At 71.7% G+C, this 15,643-nt stretch carries 10 protein-coding genes; 1 reads left to right on the top strand and 9 read right to left on the bottom strand.

Going from position 1 to position 15,643, the window contains the following annotated elements:
* The first annotated feature begins 188 nt into the window (after window positions 1–188).
* Complete coding sequence (locus OHT52_RS04075) at window positions 189–1,340, top strand: hypothetical protein (protein ID WP_328718741.1); 1,152 nt, start codon at window positions 189–191, stop codon at window positions 1,338–1,340.
* Between the two features lie 142 nt (window positions 1,341–1,482).
* On the opposite strand, the gene OHT52_RS04070 is transcribed toward OHT52_RS04075, so the two are convergent.
* From OHT52_RS04070 to OHT52_RS04030, 9 genes are all read right to left on the bottom strand, one after another.
* On the bottom strand, window positions 1,483–3,486 hold the full coding sequence (locus tag OHT52_RS04070; RefSeq protein ID WP_328718740.1) for a glycosyltransferase: 2,004 nt from the start codon (window positions 3,484–3,486) through the stop codon (window positions 1,483–1,485).
* Between the two features lie 156 nt (window positions 3,487–3,642).
* Window positions 3,643–5,118, bottom strand: a complete 1,476-nt coding sequence (locus tag OHT52_RS04065) for a bifunctional cytidylyltransferase/SDR family oxidoreductase (RefSeq protein ID WP_328718739.1) — start codon at window positions 5,116–5,118, stop codon at window positions 3,643–3,645.
* Window positions 5,119–5,205: 87 nt separating this feature from the next.
* Window positions 5,206–7,245, bottom strand: coding sequence for a hypothetical protein (locus OHT52_RS04060; RefSeq protein WP_328718738.1), 2,040 nt, complete (start codon window positions 7,243–7,245; stop codon window positions 5,206–5,208).
* Between the two features lie 283 nt (window positions 7,246–7,528).
* Entirely contained in the window at window positions 7,529–8,611 is a 1,083-nt protein-coding gene (locus OHT52_RS04055) for a phage baseplate protein (protein ID WP_328718737.1), read from the bottom strand.
* A 136-nt stretch (window positions 8,612–8,747) separates the two neighbouring features.
* On the bottom strand, window positions 8,748–10,877 hold the full coding sequence (locus OHT52_RS04050; RefSeq protein WP_328718736.1) for a 3-hydroxyacyl-CoA dehydrogenase NAD-binding domain-containing protein: 2,130 nt from the start codon (window positions 10,875–10,877) through the stop codon (window positions 8,748–8,750).
* Window positions 10,874–12,100 (bottom strand): thiolase family protein, encoded by a 1,227-nt coding sequence (locus OHT52_RS04045; protein ID WP_328718735.1) that lies wholly within the window; start codon window positions 12,098–12,100, stop codon window positions 10,874–10,876. The genes OHT52_RS04050 and OHT52_RS04045 overlap by 4 nt, the downstream gene beginning before the upstream one ends.
* A gap of 372 nt (window positions 12,101–12,472) precedes the next feature.
* Window positions 12,473–13,753, bottom strand: a complete 1,281-nt coding sequence (locus OHT52_RS04040; RefSeq protein WP_328718734.1) for a ribonuclease D — start codon at window positions 13,751–13,753, stop codon at window positions 12,473–12,475.
* A 116-nt stretch (window positions 13,754–13,869) separates the two neighbouring features.
* Window positions 13,870–14,532 carry a helix-turn-helix transcriptional regulator gene (locus tag OHT52_RS04035; RefSeq protein ID WP_266710186.1) on the bottom strand — a complete coding sequence of 221 codons (663 nt, stop codon included), beginning with the start codon at window positions 14,530–14,532 and terminating at the stop codon, window positions 13,870–13,872.
* Window positions 14,533–14,910: 378 nt separating this feature from the next.
* Window positions 14,911–15,570, bottom strand: coding sequence for a DUF3000 domain-containing protein (locus OHT52_RS04030; protein WP_328718733.1), 660 nt, complete (start codon window positions 15,568–15,570; stop codon window positions 14,911–14,913).
* Window positions 15,571–15,643: the final 73 nt, after the last annotated feature.

The raw sequence follows: 15,643 nt of genomic DNA, 5'->3' as shown, positions 1-15,643 counted from the left end.
GGTTGCGGATCGTTACGCCGCCCTCCCCGGAGGTCTGCCCGCCGGGGGGACGTACCTGGCCGGAGGGTGCCTTTCGGCCAAACAGCCGGGAAACTATGATGATCGGGTTCGGCCCTCCCCTCGGCGGAGGGCCGCGAGAGCCCCTGCGGACGCGGCCGGGGAAGCACGGGGAAGGACGACTTCACGCCATGCCGGTCAGATCCGGGCGCGACGCCCAGCGGAAGGCCTCTGCCCGCCAAGCCCGTTCCGAGCCTGCGGAGAGTACCCGCACCGCACGCGAAACGGCTGACGGCCAGTGGCTCGTACGGGGCGAGGACGGCAGGCTCTCCGCCTACGCCCTCGGCGACGGAGAACTGCTCCGCTGGACCGAGGCCCGCCCGGGTGGACCGGACTGGACAGGGCCGGAGGCATTCCCCGCCCCGGGTGTCGCCCGGCTGACGGTGCATCAGGGGCCCACCGGATTCGTGCACTTCGTCGCCCGCCGCTCGACCCGCCGCGCGGAGGGCGAAACCGTCGACCTGGTCCACGCCACACAGTTCCAGTCCGGTCGGCCGGTCACGGCGTGGCACTCCCTGGGCAACCCGCACCGTGACCGGGAGCAGGGCGTCCGCGTCGGCGTGCCCACCGTGGTCACCGGCGCGGACGGACTGCTCCACGTCCTCGTCCGAGACGCCGACGGCGGACTCCTGCTGCGCCGCGAACAGAACGGCGGCAAGTGGACCGGGTGGACGGCGCTGGGCAAGGGGCTCGGTGACGGCGCCGTACTCGCGGCGACCGCGGCCGGCCGGATCGAGGCCCTGGCCCCCGTGGCGTCCGGAACCCCGGGAGCCTCCGGCTCGGTCAGACGCTGGACCCAGAAGCAGCCGGGCGGCGACTTCACCGGTGACCACGACATCCCGTTCGCTCATGTGCCCGGCACCGTCGTCGCCCTGGAGACCTCGCCCGACGTCCTCACCTACTACTGGGACGACGCGGGCGCCCAAGGCCTCTTCGCCCACCGTCCCGGCGCCTGGGCCATTCCCCTCGGCAGCTCGCCCGTCACCGGTCGGCCCGCTGTTCTGCGGGCCCTCCTCGACGGTTACGACTGCACGGTGCTCGCCCACCGGGACGACGAAGGCGGGATCATGCTCACCGCGTGCGGGACGGAGAACGAGGGAGCCGGCGTGTGGTGGTCGCCGACGGGCGAGCGCTCCGCCGGAGCACCCGCCCTCGCCCACGACGCGGACGGGCGCGTGGTGCTCGCCCTGATCGACCGGGACGGCGCCCTCCGCGTCGCGAGGCAACGCCCCGAACCGGGCCTGGCGATGGAGCCGGCCACCGTCGTGCGGCCCACCGGCTGAGACCGGTTCGCCCGGGACACGCACGCCCGCGACAGGCACGCCCGGGACCGGCGGTCTGCCCGGGACCGGCGCGGGGGCGAGGACGCGCCGGGAGACCGGACCGCCCCGCCCCGAAGCCGAGGAACACACGGAGAACACCACGTCAGGACGCGAGCTTCAGGCCGATCGACAGGTAATTGCTGTCGGTGTAGTACGGATGGAAGGCGACGGCGCGGCCCCCGGACGTGGTGACGGTCCGCTTCGGGTAGACGTTGACGGGCTTGCGCTTGAGGATCTCGTCACCGAACCGTCCCAGCCGCAGCCGGTGGGACTCGCCCGAGACCGTCAGGTTCCCCGGAATGCTCAGCGACAGGTCCCAGATGGAGTCGTGGTCGATCATCCGGTCGCCGTACTGCTGGAGATCGACGGTGAAGCTCGCCGACCCCTCCGAGAACGCGCACGGGATCAGCACCTGCGCGTCCGCGTTCTTGCGGCTCTGCGCGACCACCTGCGCTCCCTGGCCCGCCAGGTCCACCTGCGGCCCGCCCGGCAGCGCGGCGACCCCCAGCGCGTAGACCCGCACCGTGAGGTGGGGACCCGCCGTCTCGACGGACAGCACCTCCGCGTGGGCGGCGAACTCGCGCGAGACGATCTGGAGGTACTCGTCCTCGGAGCGCGTCACCGTACGGAACCGCACCGGGCCGGTGTGGGCCGGCGACGAGATCAGCGAGTTCGTGGACTGCTGGAGCTCACGGACCTTCACCCGGCGCATCACACCGTCGTCCTCGCGGCGCAGCAGCACGTTCCAGGTACCGGGGGCCAGCCGGAGCCGGGCCGGGACGACGGCGTAGAGACGCCCGTCCACCGCGCGTTCCGCCTGGGCCGCCAGCAGCGCCTGGCGGCCGTCCGACGCGTTGACGCAGAGCACGGTGAAGTGGCCGCCGGGGGCGGTCGCCGGATCGACGGCGAACTCCAGGTCGCCCGCCGGAGTGGACCGGCAGAGCGCCTCCGGACGGAGGTCCCGGGCCGTCAGCAGACCGGCCAGGAAGTTCTCGTACGTCTTCGCCTGCTCCTCGTTGCTGTAGCGGGTGGACGCCTCCAGCGCGTTCACGGAGAGCTGTGCGCGCAGCTCGGCGTCGCTCATCAGCAGGTCCAGGTTCTTGGCGAAGGCGTCCGCGTCGCCGACCGGGGACAGTCTCCCGTCCACCCCGTCGGTGATGATCTCGGAAGGGCCGTGCGGACCCGCCGTGCTGAGCACGGGCACTCCACAGGTCATCGCCTCGACGATGGTGAGGCCGAACGTCTCGTCGGTGGAGGTGGAGGTGTGCAGCGCGGCCTTCGCCAGTTCCTCCCGCAGGTGCTTGGTGTGCCCCATGAGGAGGATGCGGTCGTTCGCGCCGAGGTCGTCGATCTGCTTGCGCAGCGCCGCCTTCTCCGCGCCGCTGCCGAAGATGCGCAGGGTCCAGTCGGGGTGCCTCCGGCCGAGCTGGGCGAAGGCGGTGATCAGCAGGTCGAACCGCTTCCAGTCCACCATCCGGCCGGAGGAGGTCACGATGCGCGAACCGCGCACGTCCGACCGGAGGGTGGTGCCGGGGACGGCGTTGGGGATGGCGTGGAAGACGGTTCCCACCGCCCCGTACGCGTCCTGGTGGGTCCGGGCGTCCCGGGAGGTCACCGTGACGAACGCGTCCAGCTTCGGGATGGCGGCGTCCAGCGCCTTCCGCGAGCCGGGGGACTGGTGGTGGTAGTGCGTGTGCGCCTGCCCCAGCGTGATGTACGCCCCCGTCCCGAAGACCGCGAGCAGTGTGACGGTGTTCGGAGCGGTCGCGATGACCACGTCCGCGTCGCAGCCGGCGAGGTAGGCGGCGGCGCGCTCGTCCACCAGGCGGCTGTAGCGGTTGCGGTCGTCCGGCTTGAACCCGGCGCAGTGGTCGGACGGGACCGAGTGCAGTGGTTCGTCGAGGTCGGCGGAGCCGTTGCGGGTGTCCATCAGGCTGCGCAGGGACACCCCCGGCGCGTAGCGCAGCGGAGGCGCGTCGTGGTACTGGAACAGGCTCACCAGCTCGACGTCGTGCTGCCGGGCGGCAAGGGAATTGGCCAGCGTCTGGGTGGCGACGGACGTGCCGGCCTGCCCGTACGCGCTGAACATCAGGAACGCGATCTTCATGAGGTCCTCCTGGGGGTGGCCGGTCCGGCCGGGCTCCCGATTGCGTCCCGATGAACTCACCGGGACTGCTGTGGGCTGGTTCTGGCTCAGCGCGCCGCGCTCGGGGCGCCGCGCTCGGTGCGTAGCGCTCGGTGCGTAGCGCTCCGGGCGCCGCGCTCAGTGCGTCGTACCGTCCTCGGACGCGTCGAGGATCTGCGAGAGGGCCGCGTCGAACGCCGAGCCCCGCGGGGCCGGGGAACCGGTCCGTACGTCGATCACCCGGCCGGACATGCCCGAGAGCAGCACGTCCAGCGCGCTGCGCGCCGCCGCGCGCGGGGACGGCGACGTCTCCTCGTGCCGTCCCGCACCGCTCCGCAGGCCGCTCCCGCTCGAAACCCGTTCGGGATTGAGGCAGTTGACCCGGACGCCGTCCTCGGCCCACTCCTCGGCCAGCGCCTGGGTGAGGTTGACCACGGCCGCGTTGGCCGAGGAGTGCAGGCTGTACCCGGCCCGGCCGCGGGTGTAGCTGGTTCCGGTGAGGAGGAGCAACTGCCCCTTCGTCCGGGCCAGGTGGGGGTGTGCGGCGCGGGCGGTGGCGACCGGTGCCAGGTAGTGGGTGCGCAGCGCTTCCCGGATCGCCCCGGTGCTGGTCTCCGCGAGCCGGCCGACCGGGAGGCGGCTCGCGGTGTTCACCACGAAGTCGATCCGGCCGGTGCCGGCGCGCGCGGCGGCGAGTTCCCTCGCCGCGTCCTCTCCGTCGGCGGGCCGGCCCACGGCGTGCACGTGTGCCCCGTAACCCCCGGCCAGCCGCGCCAGGTCGGCGCCGAGGCCCTCGGTACCGCCGAACACGACGAGGGTCCGTCCGGCCAGGGCGCCCCGGTAGAAGGCGTCCGAACCGCTCTTCGGGGCGGTGGTGGACGCCAGCTGGAAGAGTTTGTCGGCGATGAACACGTCGACGGGCTGGGTGATCTTCATGTTGTGCTCGTCGCCCATGACCACGTGCACGGGCACGTCGGGCAGATACCGGACGACGACCGAGCAGTCGTCCGTGGCCCGGAAGAGCGGGTCGGCCGCGGCGAGCCGGTAGGCGGCGCGGATGGTGGACAGCCGGAAACCCTGCGGGGTCTGGCCGCGCCGGAGCCGCTCGCGGTCCGGCACCTCGGTGATGAACTCGCCGTCCCCGCCGTGCGTGCGCGTGACGATCACGGTGTCGGAGGACGGGATCGCCACGTCCACGGCGCTGTGAAGCTCCAGTGCGGCCACGCAGTCCCTCACCACGCGGGGCGAGAGCAGCGGACGCACGGCGTCGTGGATCAGCACGTCGCAGTCCTCTTCGCCGAGGCCGGCGGCGATCGCCTCGATGGCGATGTCCGTCGTCCCGTTGCGGGTGCTGCCCCCGGCCAGCACCCGGGAGACCTTCGTCAGACCCGCGCCGACGACGATCCTCTCAGCCTCCGCACGATGGTCCGGGGGCATCAGCACGACGACCTCGTCGATTTCGTCGACGTTCTCGAACACGTGCAGGGTGTGTTCGAGGACCGACCTTCCCGCGATCTTGAGCAACTGCTTGGGAACAGTGAGACCGACGCGCTGCCCGGTGCCGCCTGCGAGGACGACGGCGACGGTACGACGACGGGTGGCGCTGGTGCTCAAGGTGCTGTGCTCCCTGTAGGAGATGGGTGGCCGCGTGCCGCCGCGGTCACGGCCCGGACCGCCCACCGGCGGGCCGGGCCGTTCGCGTCAGGCGATCCGGTGCGGCTGCCGGTCGGGCTCGGGCGCGTCCGGAGGCGTGATCGCCTCCGGAGGGGGCGGGTACTCGATGGGGAAGTCGCGCAGACCCCGCAGATAGAGGTCGGTCGCCGCACGGGCGAACCGGTACGAGGACGGCGGGTTGTCCGGACCGAGCAGGTAGTCCTTGAGCTGCTCGCGGTAGGGCGCCATGACGTCCTGGTCCCGGGAGAACATCGCGGTGAGCGCCGTCTCCAGCCCGTTGCACTCCGCGTCGATCAGGTACGAGGCGTAGGCCGTGCGCTGTTCGTTGCGGAACTCGTCGTCCGGCAGGCCGTCCAGGTTGAAGATCGCGTACGGCTTGCGCGTGGCCACGAAGTCGGAGACCACGCTCGACATGTCGCCGATCAGCATGTCCGAGTGGTTGAAGCAGTCGTACAGCGTCGGCACCCGCTCGGTGACCACCTGGTGGGCGTCGACCGGCAGGGAGTCCCAGTGCAGCGCGCCGGCCTGGTCGCGGAGCTTGCGGATCCGGATGGTCCGGTCTTCCTCGGTGAGGTCCGGGTACCTCGAACGGACACCACGTTCCTGGAGGGCGGCCAGCTTCTTGTCGATCCGGGCCAGCTGCCGTGCGGCGGCCTTCGAGTCGAGGACCTTGCGGCCGAAGCGGGCGGCGTTGTCCTCCTGCAGAAGCGAGATGATGCGCCGGTGGGCGGCTGCGGCGGCGGGGGAGCGGGTGCCCGTCAGCGGGTGGGGCTTGTAGATGATCCGCAGCTTGCGCTCGTCGGCGAGGAGCGTCCGGATGAGGCGCTCGCCCGACGGGATGACGGAGGTGTAGCAGGCGTCGTCGGTCCAGCCCTCCCACGTGGGGGCGTAGATCACGGTGGGCACGTCCTGGCTGACCGATCCGCTCCAGCGCTCCAGGGGCATCAGCTGCGGGCGGCCGACCTCGACGATCTGATGGGCCGTGACGGCGTGCTTGATGCGCTCGTAGCGGTCGCGCCCGGCTCGCCCGGCCACCCAGATCTCGTCGAAGACCTTGCTGACGCGGTTGCTGCTGGCGAGTTTGTCACTGTCGCCGTGGCCGATGAAGACGTGCTTCACCTCGTGGCGCTGGAGCATGTGGACGTTCTTGCCGGCGTTCCCGGGATAGAGCGTGACCCGGAGTTCGGGCATCTCCACCCGTGCCAGGTACTCGGCCTTGGGCACGCAGACGACGGGTACGGACGTGGCGTCGAGGAAGCGCAGGGTGGCCCGTTCCCGGAGCACGATGATGGGCCGCAGCTCCAGTGACTCCAGTGCCTCCAGCCACATGTTCACCTGGTACATGAAGTCCCGGGAGACGGCGGCGAAGGTGAAGTACAGGGCGACCTGGGGCCGGTACTGCGCGAGCTGCCAGTTCAGTTCGCCGATGGCGTCGTCCGGGGTCGGCAGGACGAGCGCGTTGCGGGCGCCGGGCACCAGGACCAGGACGGCCACCGCCGCGAACCACACCGTGGCGATGGCTCCGAAGGTCACGAACTCCCAGCGGCCGGTGCCGACCGTGGCGAGCGCCCCGCCGACGAGCGGGATGTCCAGGTGCAGGGTCTTACGGACGTACTTGTCCATCAGGAACGGGTGCGGCAGCCGCCGTATCCCCAGCGCGTCCATGTCCAGTCCGCGGGTGGTGAAGGGGAGCGCGGCGCGTTCGGACTTCACCCGCTTGAGCAGAGCGCCGTAGACGAGCTGCAGGAAGAAGAGGAGAAGCAGCCCGACCGAGGTCATCTGGATGACGAACGAGTCGAGGTCGCCGATCGATCCGCACAGGGCCAGCAGCAGGAACTGCCGGATCAGGAAGCGGATGGTGAGGCCGAAGCGGGAGTCCCGGAGCCGGTCGAGTGTCGACGAAGCGGAGGAGTGCAGTGCCAGGTCGGCCGCGTAACTGGCGGTCGCCGCACCGGCGAAGACCGGGAGCGAGGCCATGACGACCGCCACCAGCATGGCGAGGAAGCTGAGAACCAGGACCGCCGTGATGAGGAAGCCCAGCGCGGCCTGACGTTGTGCCTTGCCCATCTGTGGCAGGGCCCTCCTTCATGTTCTGTGCGTGGCGCGGGGCGCGTGACGCGCGGCTACGTCGCCGATGCGGTCAGGAGGTCGCACGTCACACCGGAATCGAGCCGCGAAGAGAACGGCATGCGAACAACAGGTGAGGAGATTGCGAAGCATCCGATCGAACTCTAGACACTCATGAAGCTTTTAGTGAACGTTCAACAGCAAAAAAGGATCAGATGGTAGTAGTTAGATGCCGAACAGTTACCAACCGCCGCGCGTCCGGTGAGGGGCGGTGTACGTTCCGTCACGGACGGGCCGTGCGGGCGGACCGTGCGGCGGGACGCACCCCGGCCCAGGCGGGACACGAGAAGACCGCGATGTCGCGGCGGCCCGGCGTCTTGACCGAGAAGGCGACCCACAGCTCCGGACGGGCACCGGGACGCACGGCGATCCCCTCCGGCTCGCGGAACTCCAGGCCCGGGGCGACCGTCACCTTCCGGCGCCCCACGATCCGGCCCGTCCGCACGTCGAGCGCGGACACGTAGGTGTCGCCGCCACCGGACGGCGGATTGGTGCCCCTCTCGTCGGTGTAGTGCTTTCCGGTCAGCTGATAGACGAGCCGCCCCCGCAGCGCACACCCCTGGAAGGTCTCTCCGCTCCGCAGGGCGGTGTCCTCCAGACTCCACAGGGGCTCGTGGCGCCCGGCGGCGAAGTCGTCCATGGCATGGACGGAGTACCGGTGCGTCCGTCCTGTCCAGTGACTCACCAGAACGCGACGGTGCGCGAGGTCGAGAGTGGGATGGACTTTGCGGCTGCCCGGGTACGGGCGGTGGTGGCGCACCTCGTCCGAGGAACTGTCCACCACGGCGCCGTCCCGGAAGCGGACGCGGGATACGGCCCGGCCGTATCCCGTCTCCGGATCGGCGTCCGACTCCACCCAGAGGAAGACGTCCCCGCCCACGGGCTCGGTGCCGAACGACATCCCGTGACCGAACCCCCGCAGATGCATGCTCGCCGTCAGCTCGCCGGAGGGGGAGAGCCGGGAGACGCACAGGTCCCCGGCCAGCCGCCGCTCCCGGCCGCCGGGAGCGCGGTCCTCGTCCCCGAGCCGTACCGAGGCGGGTACGACCTGGAGGGCGTACAGAGCCCCGCCGCCGTCCGGACAGGAGAGGGACTGCGGGCCCGACACGTGCCGCAGTGGGCTGAGGGGGAGGGCCTCGGCCGCCCCCGACACGTCGAACTCGCCGACCGCCCCGGCCGGGGGAGGACCGGCGGTGTCCGGTCCGCGGGAGCGGCCGAGCAGCGCGCCGCCCGCTGCGGCCAGCAGGGTCCCGCCGCCCGCCACCAGCAGGGCCCGGCGCCCGGGACGAGGCAGTGGGTTCGTCATGGTTCCGTGCGACCGCCGTCCGATCCGAGGGGAAAGGAACATCCTGCCACCTCGCCCCGGCACCCGGTCCACCCGCACGCGGACGGGCCGTACGGAGGGCTCCTCCGTACGGCCCGTCCACGACGGAAACCGGGTGTTACGCCGGCACGCTCGCCACGCCCGGTGCCAGGAACGGCTTGCCGTTCACCCGCTCGGAGACGCCCGCCCGGTCCAGGTACGGCGTGATGCCGCCCAGGTGGAAGGGCCAGCCCGCGCCGGTGATCAGGCAGAGGTCGATGTCCTGCGCCTCGGCGACGACGCCCTCGTCGAGCATCAGGCCGATCTCCTCGGCCACCGCGTCCAGGACACGGTCACGGGTCTGCTCCTCCGTCAGGACGCTGTCGCCCTGCTCCAGGAGCGCGGCGACCTCGGGGTCCAGCTCCGGCTTGCCGGAGTCGTAGACGTAGAAGCCGCGCTTGCCGGCCTTCACGACCGCCGCGAGGTTCGCGGAGACGGTGAAGCGCTCCGGGAACGCGCGGTTCAGGGTCTCGGAGACGTGCAGACCGATCGCCGGGCCCACCAGCTCCAGGAGGACCAGCGGCGACATCGGCAGACCGAGCGGCTCGACGGCGCGCTCGGCGACGGCGACCGGGGTGCCCTCGTCGATGACGTTCTGGATCTCGCCCATGAAGCGGGTGAGGATGCGGTTGACGACGAACGCCGGGGCGTCCTTCACCAGCACCGCGGTCTTCTTCAGCTTCCGGGCCACCCCGAACGCCGTCGCCAGCGCGGCGTCGTCCGTGCGCTCGCCGCGCACGATCTCCAGCAGCGGGAGGATCGCGACCGGGTTGAAGAAGTGGAAGCCGACGACCCGCTCCGGGTTCTTCAGCTTCGACGCCATCTCGGTGACCGAGAGCGAGGAGGTGTTGGTGGCGAGGATCGCGTGCGCCGGGGCGACCGCCTCGACCTCCGCGAACACCTGCTGCTTGACGCCGATCTCCTCGAAGACGGCCTCGATGATGAAGTCGGCGTCGGAGAAACCCTCCGCCTTGTCCAGCACGCCGGTCACCAGGGCCTTGAGACGGTTCGCCTTGTCCTGGTTGATGCGGCCCTTGCCGAGCAGCTTGTCGATCTCGGCGTGGACGTAGCCCACACCCTTGTCGACACGCGCCTGGTCGATGTCCGTGAGGACGACCGGTACCTCCAGGCGGCGCAGGAAGAGCAGCGCGAGCTGGCTGGCCATCAGACCGGCGCCCACGACACCGACCTTGGTGACCGGACGGGCCAGGCTCTTGTCCGGAGCGCCGGCCGGGCGCTTGGCACGCCGCTGCACCAGGTTGAAGGCGTACAGCCCCGAGCGCAGCTCACCGCTCATGATCAGGTCGGCGAGTGCCTGGTCCTCGGCGTCGAAGCCGGCACCCAGGTCGCCGTCCTTGGCGGCCGCGATGATCTCCAGCGCGCGGTAGGCGGCCGGGGCCGCGCCGTGCACCTTGGAGTCCGCGACGGCCCGCCCGCGCGCGACGGCCTGGTCCCAGGCGTCGCCGCGGTCGACCTCGGCGCGCTCGACCACGGTCTCGCCCGTCAGGACACCGGCCGTCCACACGAGCGAACGTTCCAGGAAGTCCGCGCCGTCGAAGAGCGCGTCCGCGATGCCGAGCTCGAAGACCTGCGCACCCTTGAGCTGACGGTTCTGGTTCAGCGAGTTCTCGATGATCACCGAGACCGCGCGGTCGGCGCCGATCAGGTTCGGCAGCAGCGCGCAGCCGCCCCAGCCGGGCACCAGGCCGAGGAATACCTCGGGCAGCGAGAAGGCGGGGAGCGCCTTGGAGACGGTGCGGTACGAGCAGTGCAGGCCGACCTCGACGCCGCCGCCCATCGCCGCGCCGTTGTAGTACGCGAAGGTCGGGACCGCGAGGGAGGAGAGGCGGCGGAAGACGTCGTGACCGCCCTTGCCGATCCGCACCGCGTCCTCGTGGTTCTTGAGGACTTCGAGGCCCTTGAGGTCGGCGCCCACGGCGAAGATGAACGGCTTGCCGGTGATGCCGACGCCGACGATGGAACCCTCGGACGCCTCCTTCTCGACCTGGTCGATCGCCTCGTCCAGGTTGGCCAGCGACTGCGGGCCGAAGGTCGTCGGCTTGGTGTGGTCCAGGCCGTTGTCCAGGGTGATGAGGGCGAACCTGCCCGCGCCCGCCGGGAGGTCGAGGTGGCGTACGTGCGCCTGGGTGACGACCTCGCCCGGGAAGAGCTCGGCCGCCCCCTTCAGAAGCTCGGTGGTGGAGCTCACTTGGTGCCTCCGTCGGCGTCGAAGTGCGGGTTCTCCCAGATGACCGTGGCGCCCATGCCGAAGCCCACGCACATCGTGGTGATGCCGTAACGGACCTCCGGCTGCTCCTCGAACTGGCGGGCCAGCTGCGTCATCAGACGGACGCCGGAGGAGGCGAGCGGGTGGCCGTACGCGATGGCGCCGCCGTACTGGTTGACGCGCGGGTCGTCGTCGGCGATGCCGTAGTGGTCGAGCAGGGCGAGCACCTGGACGGCGAACGCCTCGTTGACCTCGAAGAGACCGATGTCCTCGATGGTCAGACCCGCCTTGGCCAGCGCCTTCTCCGTCGCCGGGATGGGGCCGTAGCCCATGACCTCCGGCTCGACGCCCACGTAGGCGTACGACACCAGACGCATCCGGACCGGCAGGCCCAGCTCGCGGGCGACGTCCTCGGCGGCGAGCAGCGAGGCGGTGGCGCCGTCGTTCAGACCCGCCGCGTTGCCGGCCGTCACACGGCCGTGCGGGCGGAACGGGGTCTTGAGGCCCGCGAGGGACTCCATCGAGGTGCCCGGGCGCATCGGCTCGTCGGCGGTGACCAGGCCCCAGCCGGTCTCACCGCCCTCGGCGTTGGTGCGGCGCACCGAGATCGGTACCAGGTCCTGCTGGATCTTGCCGTCGGCGTACGCCTTGGCGGCCTTCTCCTGCGAGCGCACGGCGTAGGCGTCGGCGCGCTCCTTGGTGATCCGCGGGTAGCGGTCGTGCAGGTTCTCGGCGGTCATGCCCATGAAGAGGGCGGACTCGTCGACCATCTTCTCCGACACGAAGCGCGGGTTCGGGTCCACGCCCTCGCCCATCGGGTGCCGGCCCATGTGCTCGACACCGCCGGCCACGACGACGTCGTACGCGCCGAAGGCGATGGAGCCGGCCGTCGTGGTGACGGCGGTCAGGGCGCCCGCGCACATGCGGTCGATCGAGTAGCCGGGGACGGACTGCGGCAGACCGGCCAGGATTCCGGCGGTCCGGCCGAGGGTGAGGCCCTGGTCGCCGATCTGGGTGGTCGCGGCGATGGCGACCTCGTCGATCGATGCGGGGTCCAGGTCCGGGTTGCGGCGCAGCAGCTCCCGGATGGCCTTCACGACGAGATCGTCGGCGCGGGTCTCGTGGTAGATGCCCTTCGGGCCCGCCTTGCCGAACGGGGTGCGGACGCCGTCGACGAAGACGACGTCCCGGATGGTACGAGGCACGATGGCTCTCCTCCAGGGTGCGGGATGGCACTGCTGCGGGGCACGCCCGGAAGCGTGCCGCCCGCCCTCATGCTACTCGTGGGTAACCAGACTGCCCACCCCCTGTGGCCGGAGCGTCGAAGGTCACACACGCGGTCACGGGCGCAGGGCGGCCCGGGACGCGCGTCCGGTGGCCGCCGCGCCCCTCCAACCTGGCGTGATTTCGATCCTCGCGGCGCCCGAAGTGTCGGTGCGAGGGCGCCCCGGAACACGACGACACCCCCGGGCGGCCGTGAATCCGGTGACCGGGGGTGTCGTGGTGCCGTCACGCTGTGGCGCTGTGGCGCTGTGGCGCTGTGGCGCTGTGGCGCTGTGGTGTGGTGCCGGGCGGCGTCAGGAAGCCGCGCTCGCCTTCAGCGCGTCCAGCAGCAGCGGGGCCACCAGCCCGATCTGCCAGCGTCGCGCGCCGTACCCCGCGAGCAGGTCCTCGACCGCGCCCGGGGTGACGCTCTTGGGCGGCTCCCAGCAGACCCGGCGCACGGTGTCCGGGGTGATGAGGTTCTCCGGAGGCAGGTGCAGCCGCTCGGCGAGGTCGGAGACGGCCCCGCGGGCGGCCGTCAGCCGGTCCGCGGCGGCGGGGTCCTTGTCCGCCCAGGCGCGCGGCGGCGGCGGGCCCGTGAGCTGCTGTCCCGGCTGCGGCAGTTCGGACTCCGGCAGCGCCTTGGCGCGGTCCACGGCGGCCTGCCACTGCTCCAGCTGGCGCCGGTTGACCCGGTGTCCGAAACCGGGCAGGGCCGACAGCGCCTGGACGTTGGCGGGGACCGCGAGCGCGGCCTCCACGATCGCCCCGTCGCCGAGCACCTTGCCGGGCGAGACGTCGCGCCGCTGCGCGATCCGGTCGCGGGCCTCCCACAGTTCGCGTACGACGGCAAGCTGGCGGCGCCTGCGCACCTTGTGCATGCCGGAGGTGCGGCGCCACGGGTCCTTGCGCGGCGGAGCGGGCGGCGCCGTCGCGATGGCGTCGAACTCCTCGCGGGCCCACTCCAGCTTCCCCTGGCGGTCCAGCTCCTTCTCCAGCGCGTCCCGCAGGTCGATCAGGAGCTCGACGTCGAGCGCGGCGTAGCGCAGCCACGGATCGGGGAGCGGCCGGGTGGACCAGTCGACGGCCGAGTGGCCCTTCTCCAGCGCGAACCCGAGCACGTTCTCGACCATCGCGCCGAGGCCGACCCGGGGGAACCCGGCCAGCCGTCCGGCGAGCTCGGTGTCGAAGAGGGAGGTGGGGAGCATGCCTATTTCGCGCAGGCAGGGGAGATCCTGCGTGGCGGCGTGCAGGATCCACTCGGTGCCGGTGAGGGCCTCGCCGAGCCCCGACAGGTCGGGGCAGCCGACGGGGTCGACCAGCGCACTGCCCGCGCCCTCGCGGCGCAGCTGTACGAGATAGGCGCGCTGGCCGTACCGGTAGCCGGAGGCACGCTCGGCGTCGACGGCCACCGGGCCGCTGCCCGCGGCGAAGGCGGCGACCACCCGGGCGAGGGCGTCGTCGTCCGCCACCACCGGCGGAATGCCCTCGCGCGGTTCCAGCAAGGGGATCGGCGCCGGGGCGACGTCGTCCGGGGGAGCGCCCCCGGTGGTTCGCAGTGTCGTCTCTGCTGCGGTCTCTTGGGCGTCGGTCACCCGTCAAGGGTATCCGTGTATGCGCGACACCCGACGACGGAACGTTCCGTCGTCGGGTGTCGGGCGCGTAAAACCGGCCGGATCCCGCGAATCCGCAGGCACCGGTTGGGGGAGGGTCAGTGGATGATGCCGGTCCGCAGGGCGACGGCGACCATTCCTGCGCGGTCTCCGGTGCCGAGCTTGCGGGCGATGCGGGCGAGGTGGGACTTGACCGTGAGGGCGGAGAGACCCATCGAGACGCCGATGGCCTTGTTGGACTGGCCTTCGGCGACCAGGCGGAGCACCTCCACCTCGCGGCCGGACAGTTCGCGGTAGCCGCCCGGGTGGCTCGGGGAGCCGGGGGGCCGGCGGTGCATACGGGCGGCGTTGGCGCCGATGGGGGCGACGCCGGGTCGGTTGGGGTGGCCGATGTTGGTACGGGTGCCGGTGACGACGTAGCCCTTGACGCCGCCCGCGAGGGCGTTGCGTACGGCACCGATGTCGTCGGCGGCGGAGAGGGCGAGACCGTTCGGCCAGCCTGCGGCTCGGGTCTCGGACAGCAGGGTCAGCCCGGAACCGTCGGGCAGGTGGACGTCGGCAACGCAGATGTCGCGCGGGTTGCCGACGCGGGGGCGGGCCTCCGCGATGGACGACGCCTCGATGACGTCACGAACTCCGAGGGCCCACAGATGGCGGGTCACGGTGGAACGGACGCGCGGGTCGGCCACGACGACCATGGCCGTCGGCTTGTTCGGGCGGTAGGCGACCAGGCTTGCGGGCTGCTCTAGGAGAACGGACACCAGGCCTCCTGGGGGAGTGGCGGGACGGGCCGGCTCGGGGATGAAGCCGGGGCGAACCATGCTTGAAGGGTCATTGACCTCTTCGGCAGCAGACCCGTCCTCCTTTAGAGGAAGATCACGATTTGGTGAGTAACAATTCGGGCAAATCGGACGCACGATCGATTGTATGACAGTGGGACCGGCGGTCGGCCGGGCCTGTCGTGAAAGCGTCGGGACGGTGTACTTCCGGGTTCCCGGGGCCGCGGGCCCACGGTTCCGGGCGCGGCGGTGCGGTGCGTCGGAGGCCCGGAGCCCGGGATGTTCCGGGCGTCGGCGCTTCGGAGCTTCGGAGCCCTCCGAGGCCCGGGGCTCCGGGCGCGGTCCGCCGGACCGTGTCGCCTACGAGGCCTGCGGCCCCCGCCGCTGCGGCAGGGTGACCACCGTCGCGTCGGCCGGACCGGACGGCGGCAGGCCGGCGATCTGGCAGAGCAGGTCGCCCCAGGCCGTCAGGTGCCCGGCCGTGTCAGGTACACCGCCGGGGCCCTCGCCGGGCGTCCAGGACGCGCGGATCTCGATCTGGGTGGCGGGCCGGCGGCTGCCGAGCTCGCCGAAGTAGTGCGACCCCGCCCGGGTGACCGTGCCGCCCGCCGACCCGTAGGACAGGCCGCGCGCCTCCAGCGCGCCCGTCAGCCAGGACCAGCACACCTCGGGCAGCAGCGGGTCGGCGGCCATCTCCGGCTCCAGTTCCGCACGTACGAGCGTCACCAGGCGAAACGTTCCCTGCCAGGCCTCGTGACCGGCCGGGTCGTGCAGCAGTACCAAGCGGCCGTCCGCGAGGTCCTCGTCGCCGTCCACCACCGCCGCCTCCAGGGCATAGGCGTGCGGGGCCAGTCGCTGCGGTGGCTTGGTCGCCTCGATCTCCAGCTCGGGCCGGAGCCGCACCGAGCGCAGTGCCTCGACCGCCGACCGGAACCCGGGCGGAGTGGGTTTGCTCTCCGCACCGTCCCCCTGGGAGGTGTGGTCGGAATGATCGGAGAACTGTTCCCGCGCCGGAGCCATGCCGGGAAGAGTAGGCGGAACGCGGGCCGTGCGCAGGGAGAGACACCCTGGTGGGACCGTGCTCCTTGGGCCT

This window comes from Streptomyces sp. NBC_00247, assembly GCF_036188265.1.
Classification (GTDB): domain Bacteria; phylum Actinomycetota; class Actinomycetes; order Streptomycetales; family Streptomycetaceae; genus Streptomyces.
Note: the sequence above shows the minus strand (reverse complement) of the source record. Positions and strands in the feature narration are given on the sequence as shown.

Bases quoted from the DNA above. Each gene is read 5' to 3' on its own strand.
- OHT52_RS04075 (WP_328718741.1), top strand. From the start codon at position 189: ATGCCGGTCAGATCCGGGCGCGACGCCCAGCGGAAGGCCTCTGCCCGC.
- OHT52_RS04070 (WP_328718740.1), bottom strand. From the start codon at position 3,486: ATGAAGATCGCGTTCCTGATGTTCAGCGCGTACGGGCAGGCCGGCACG.
- OHT52_RS04060 (WP_328718738.1), bottom strand. From the start codon at position 7,245: ATGGGCAAGGCACAACGTCAGGCCGCGCTGGGCTTCCTCATCACGGCG.
- OHT52_RS04055 (WP_328718737.1), bottom strand. From the start codon at position 8,611: ATGACGAACCCACTGCCTCGTCCCGGGCGCCGGGCCCTGCTGGTGGCG.
- OHT52_RS04030 (WP_328718733.1), bottom strand. From the start codon at position 15,570: ATGGCTCCGGCGCGGGAACAGTTCTCCGATCATTCCGACCACACCTCC.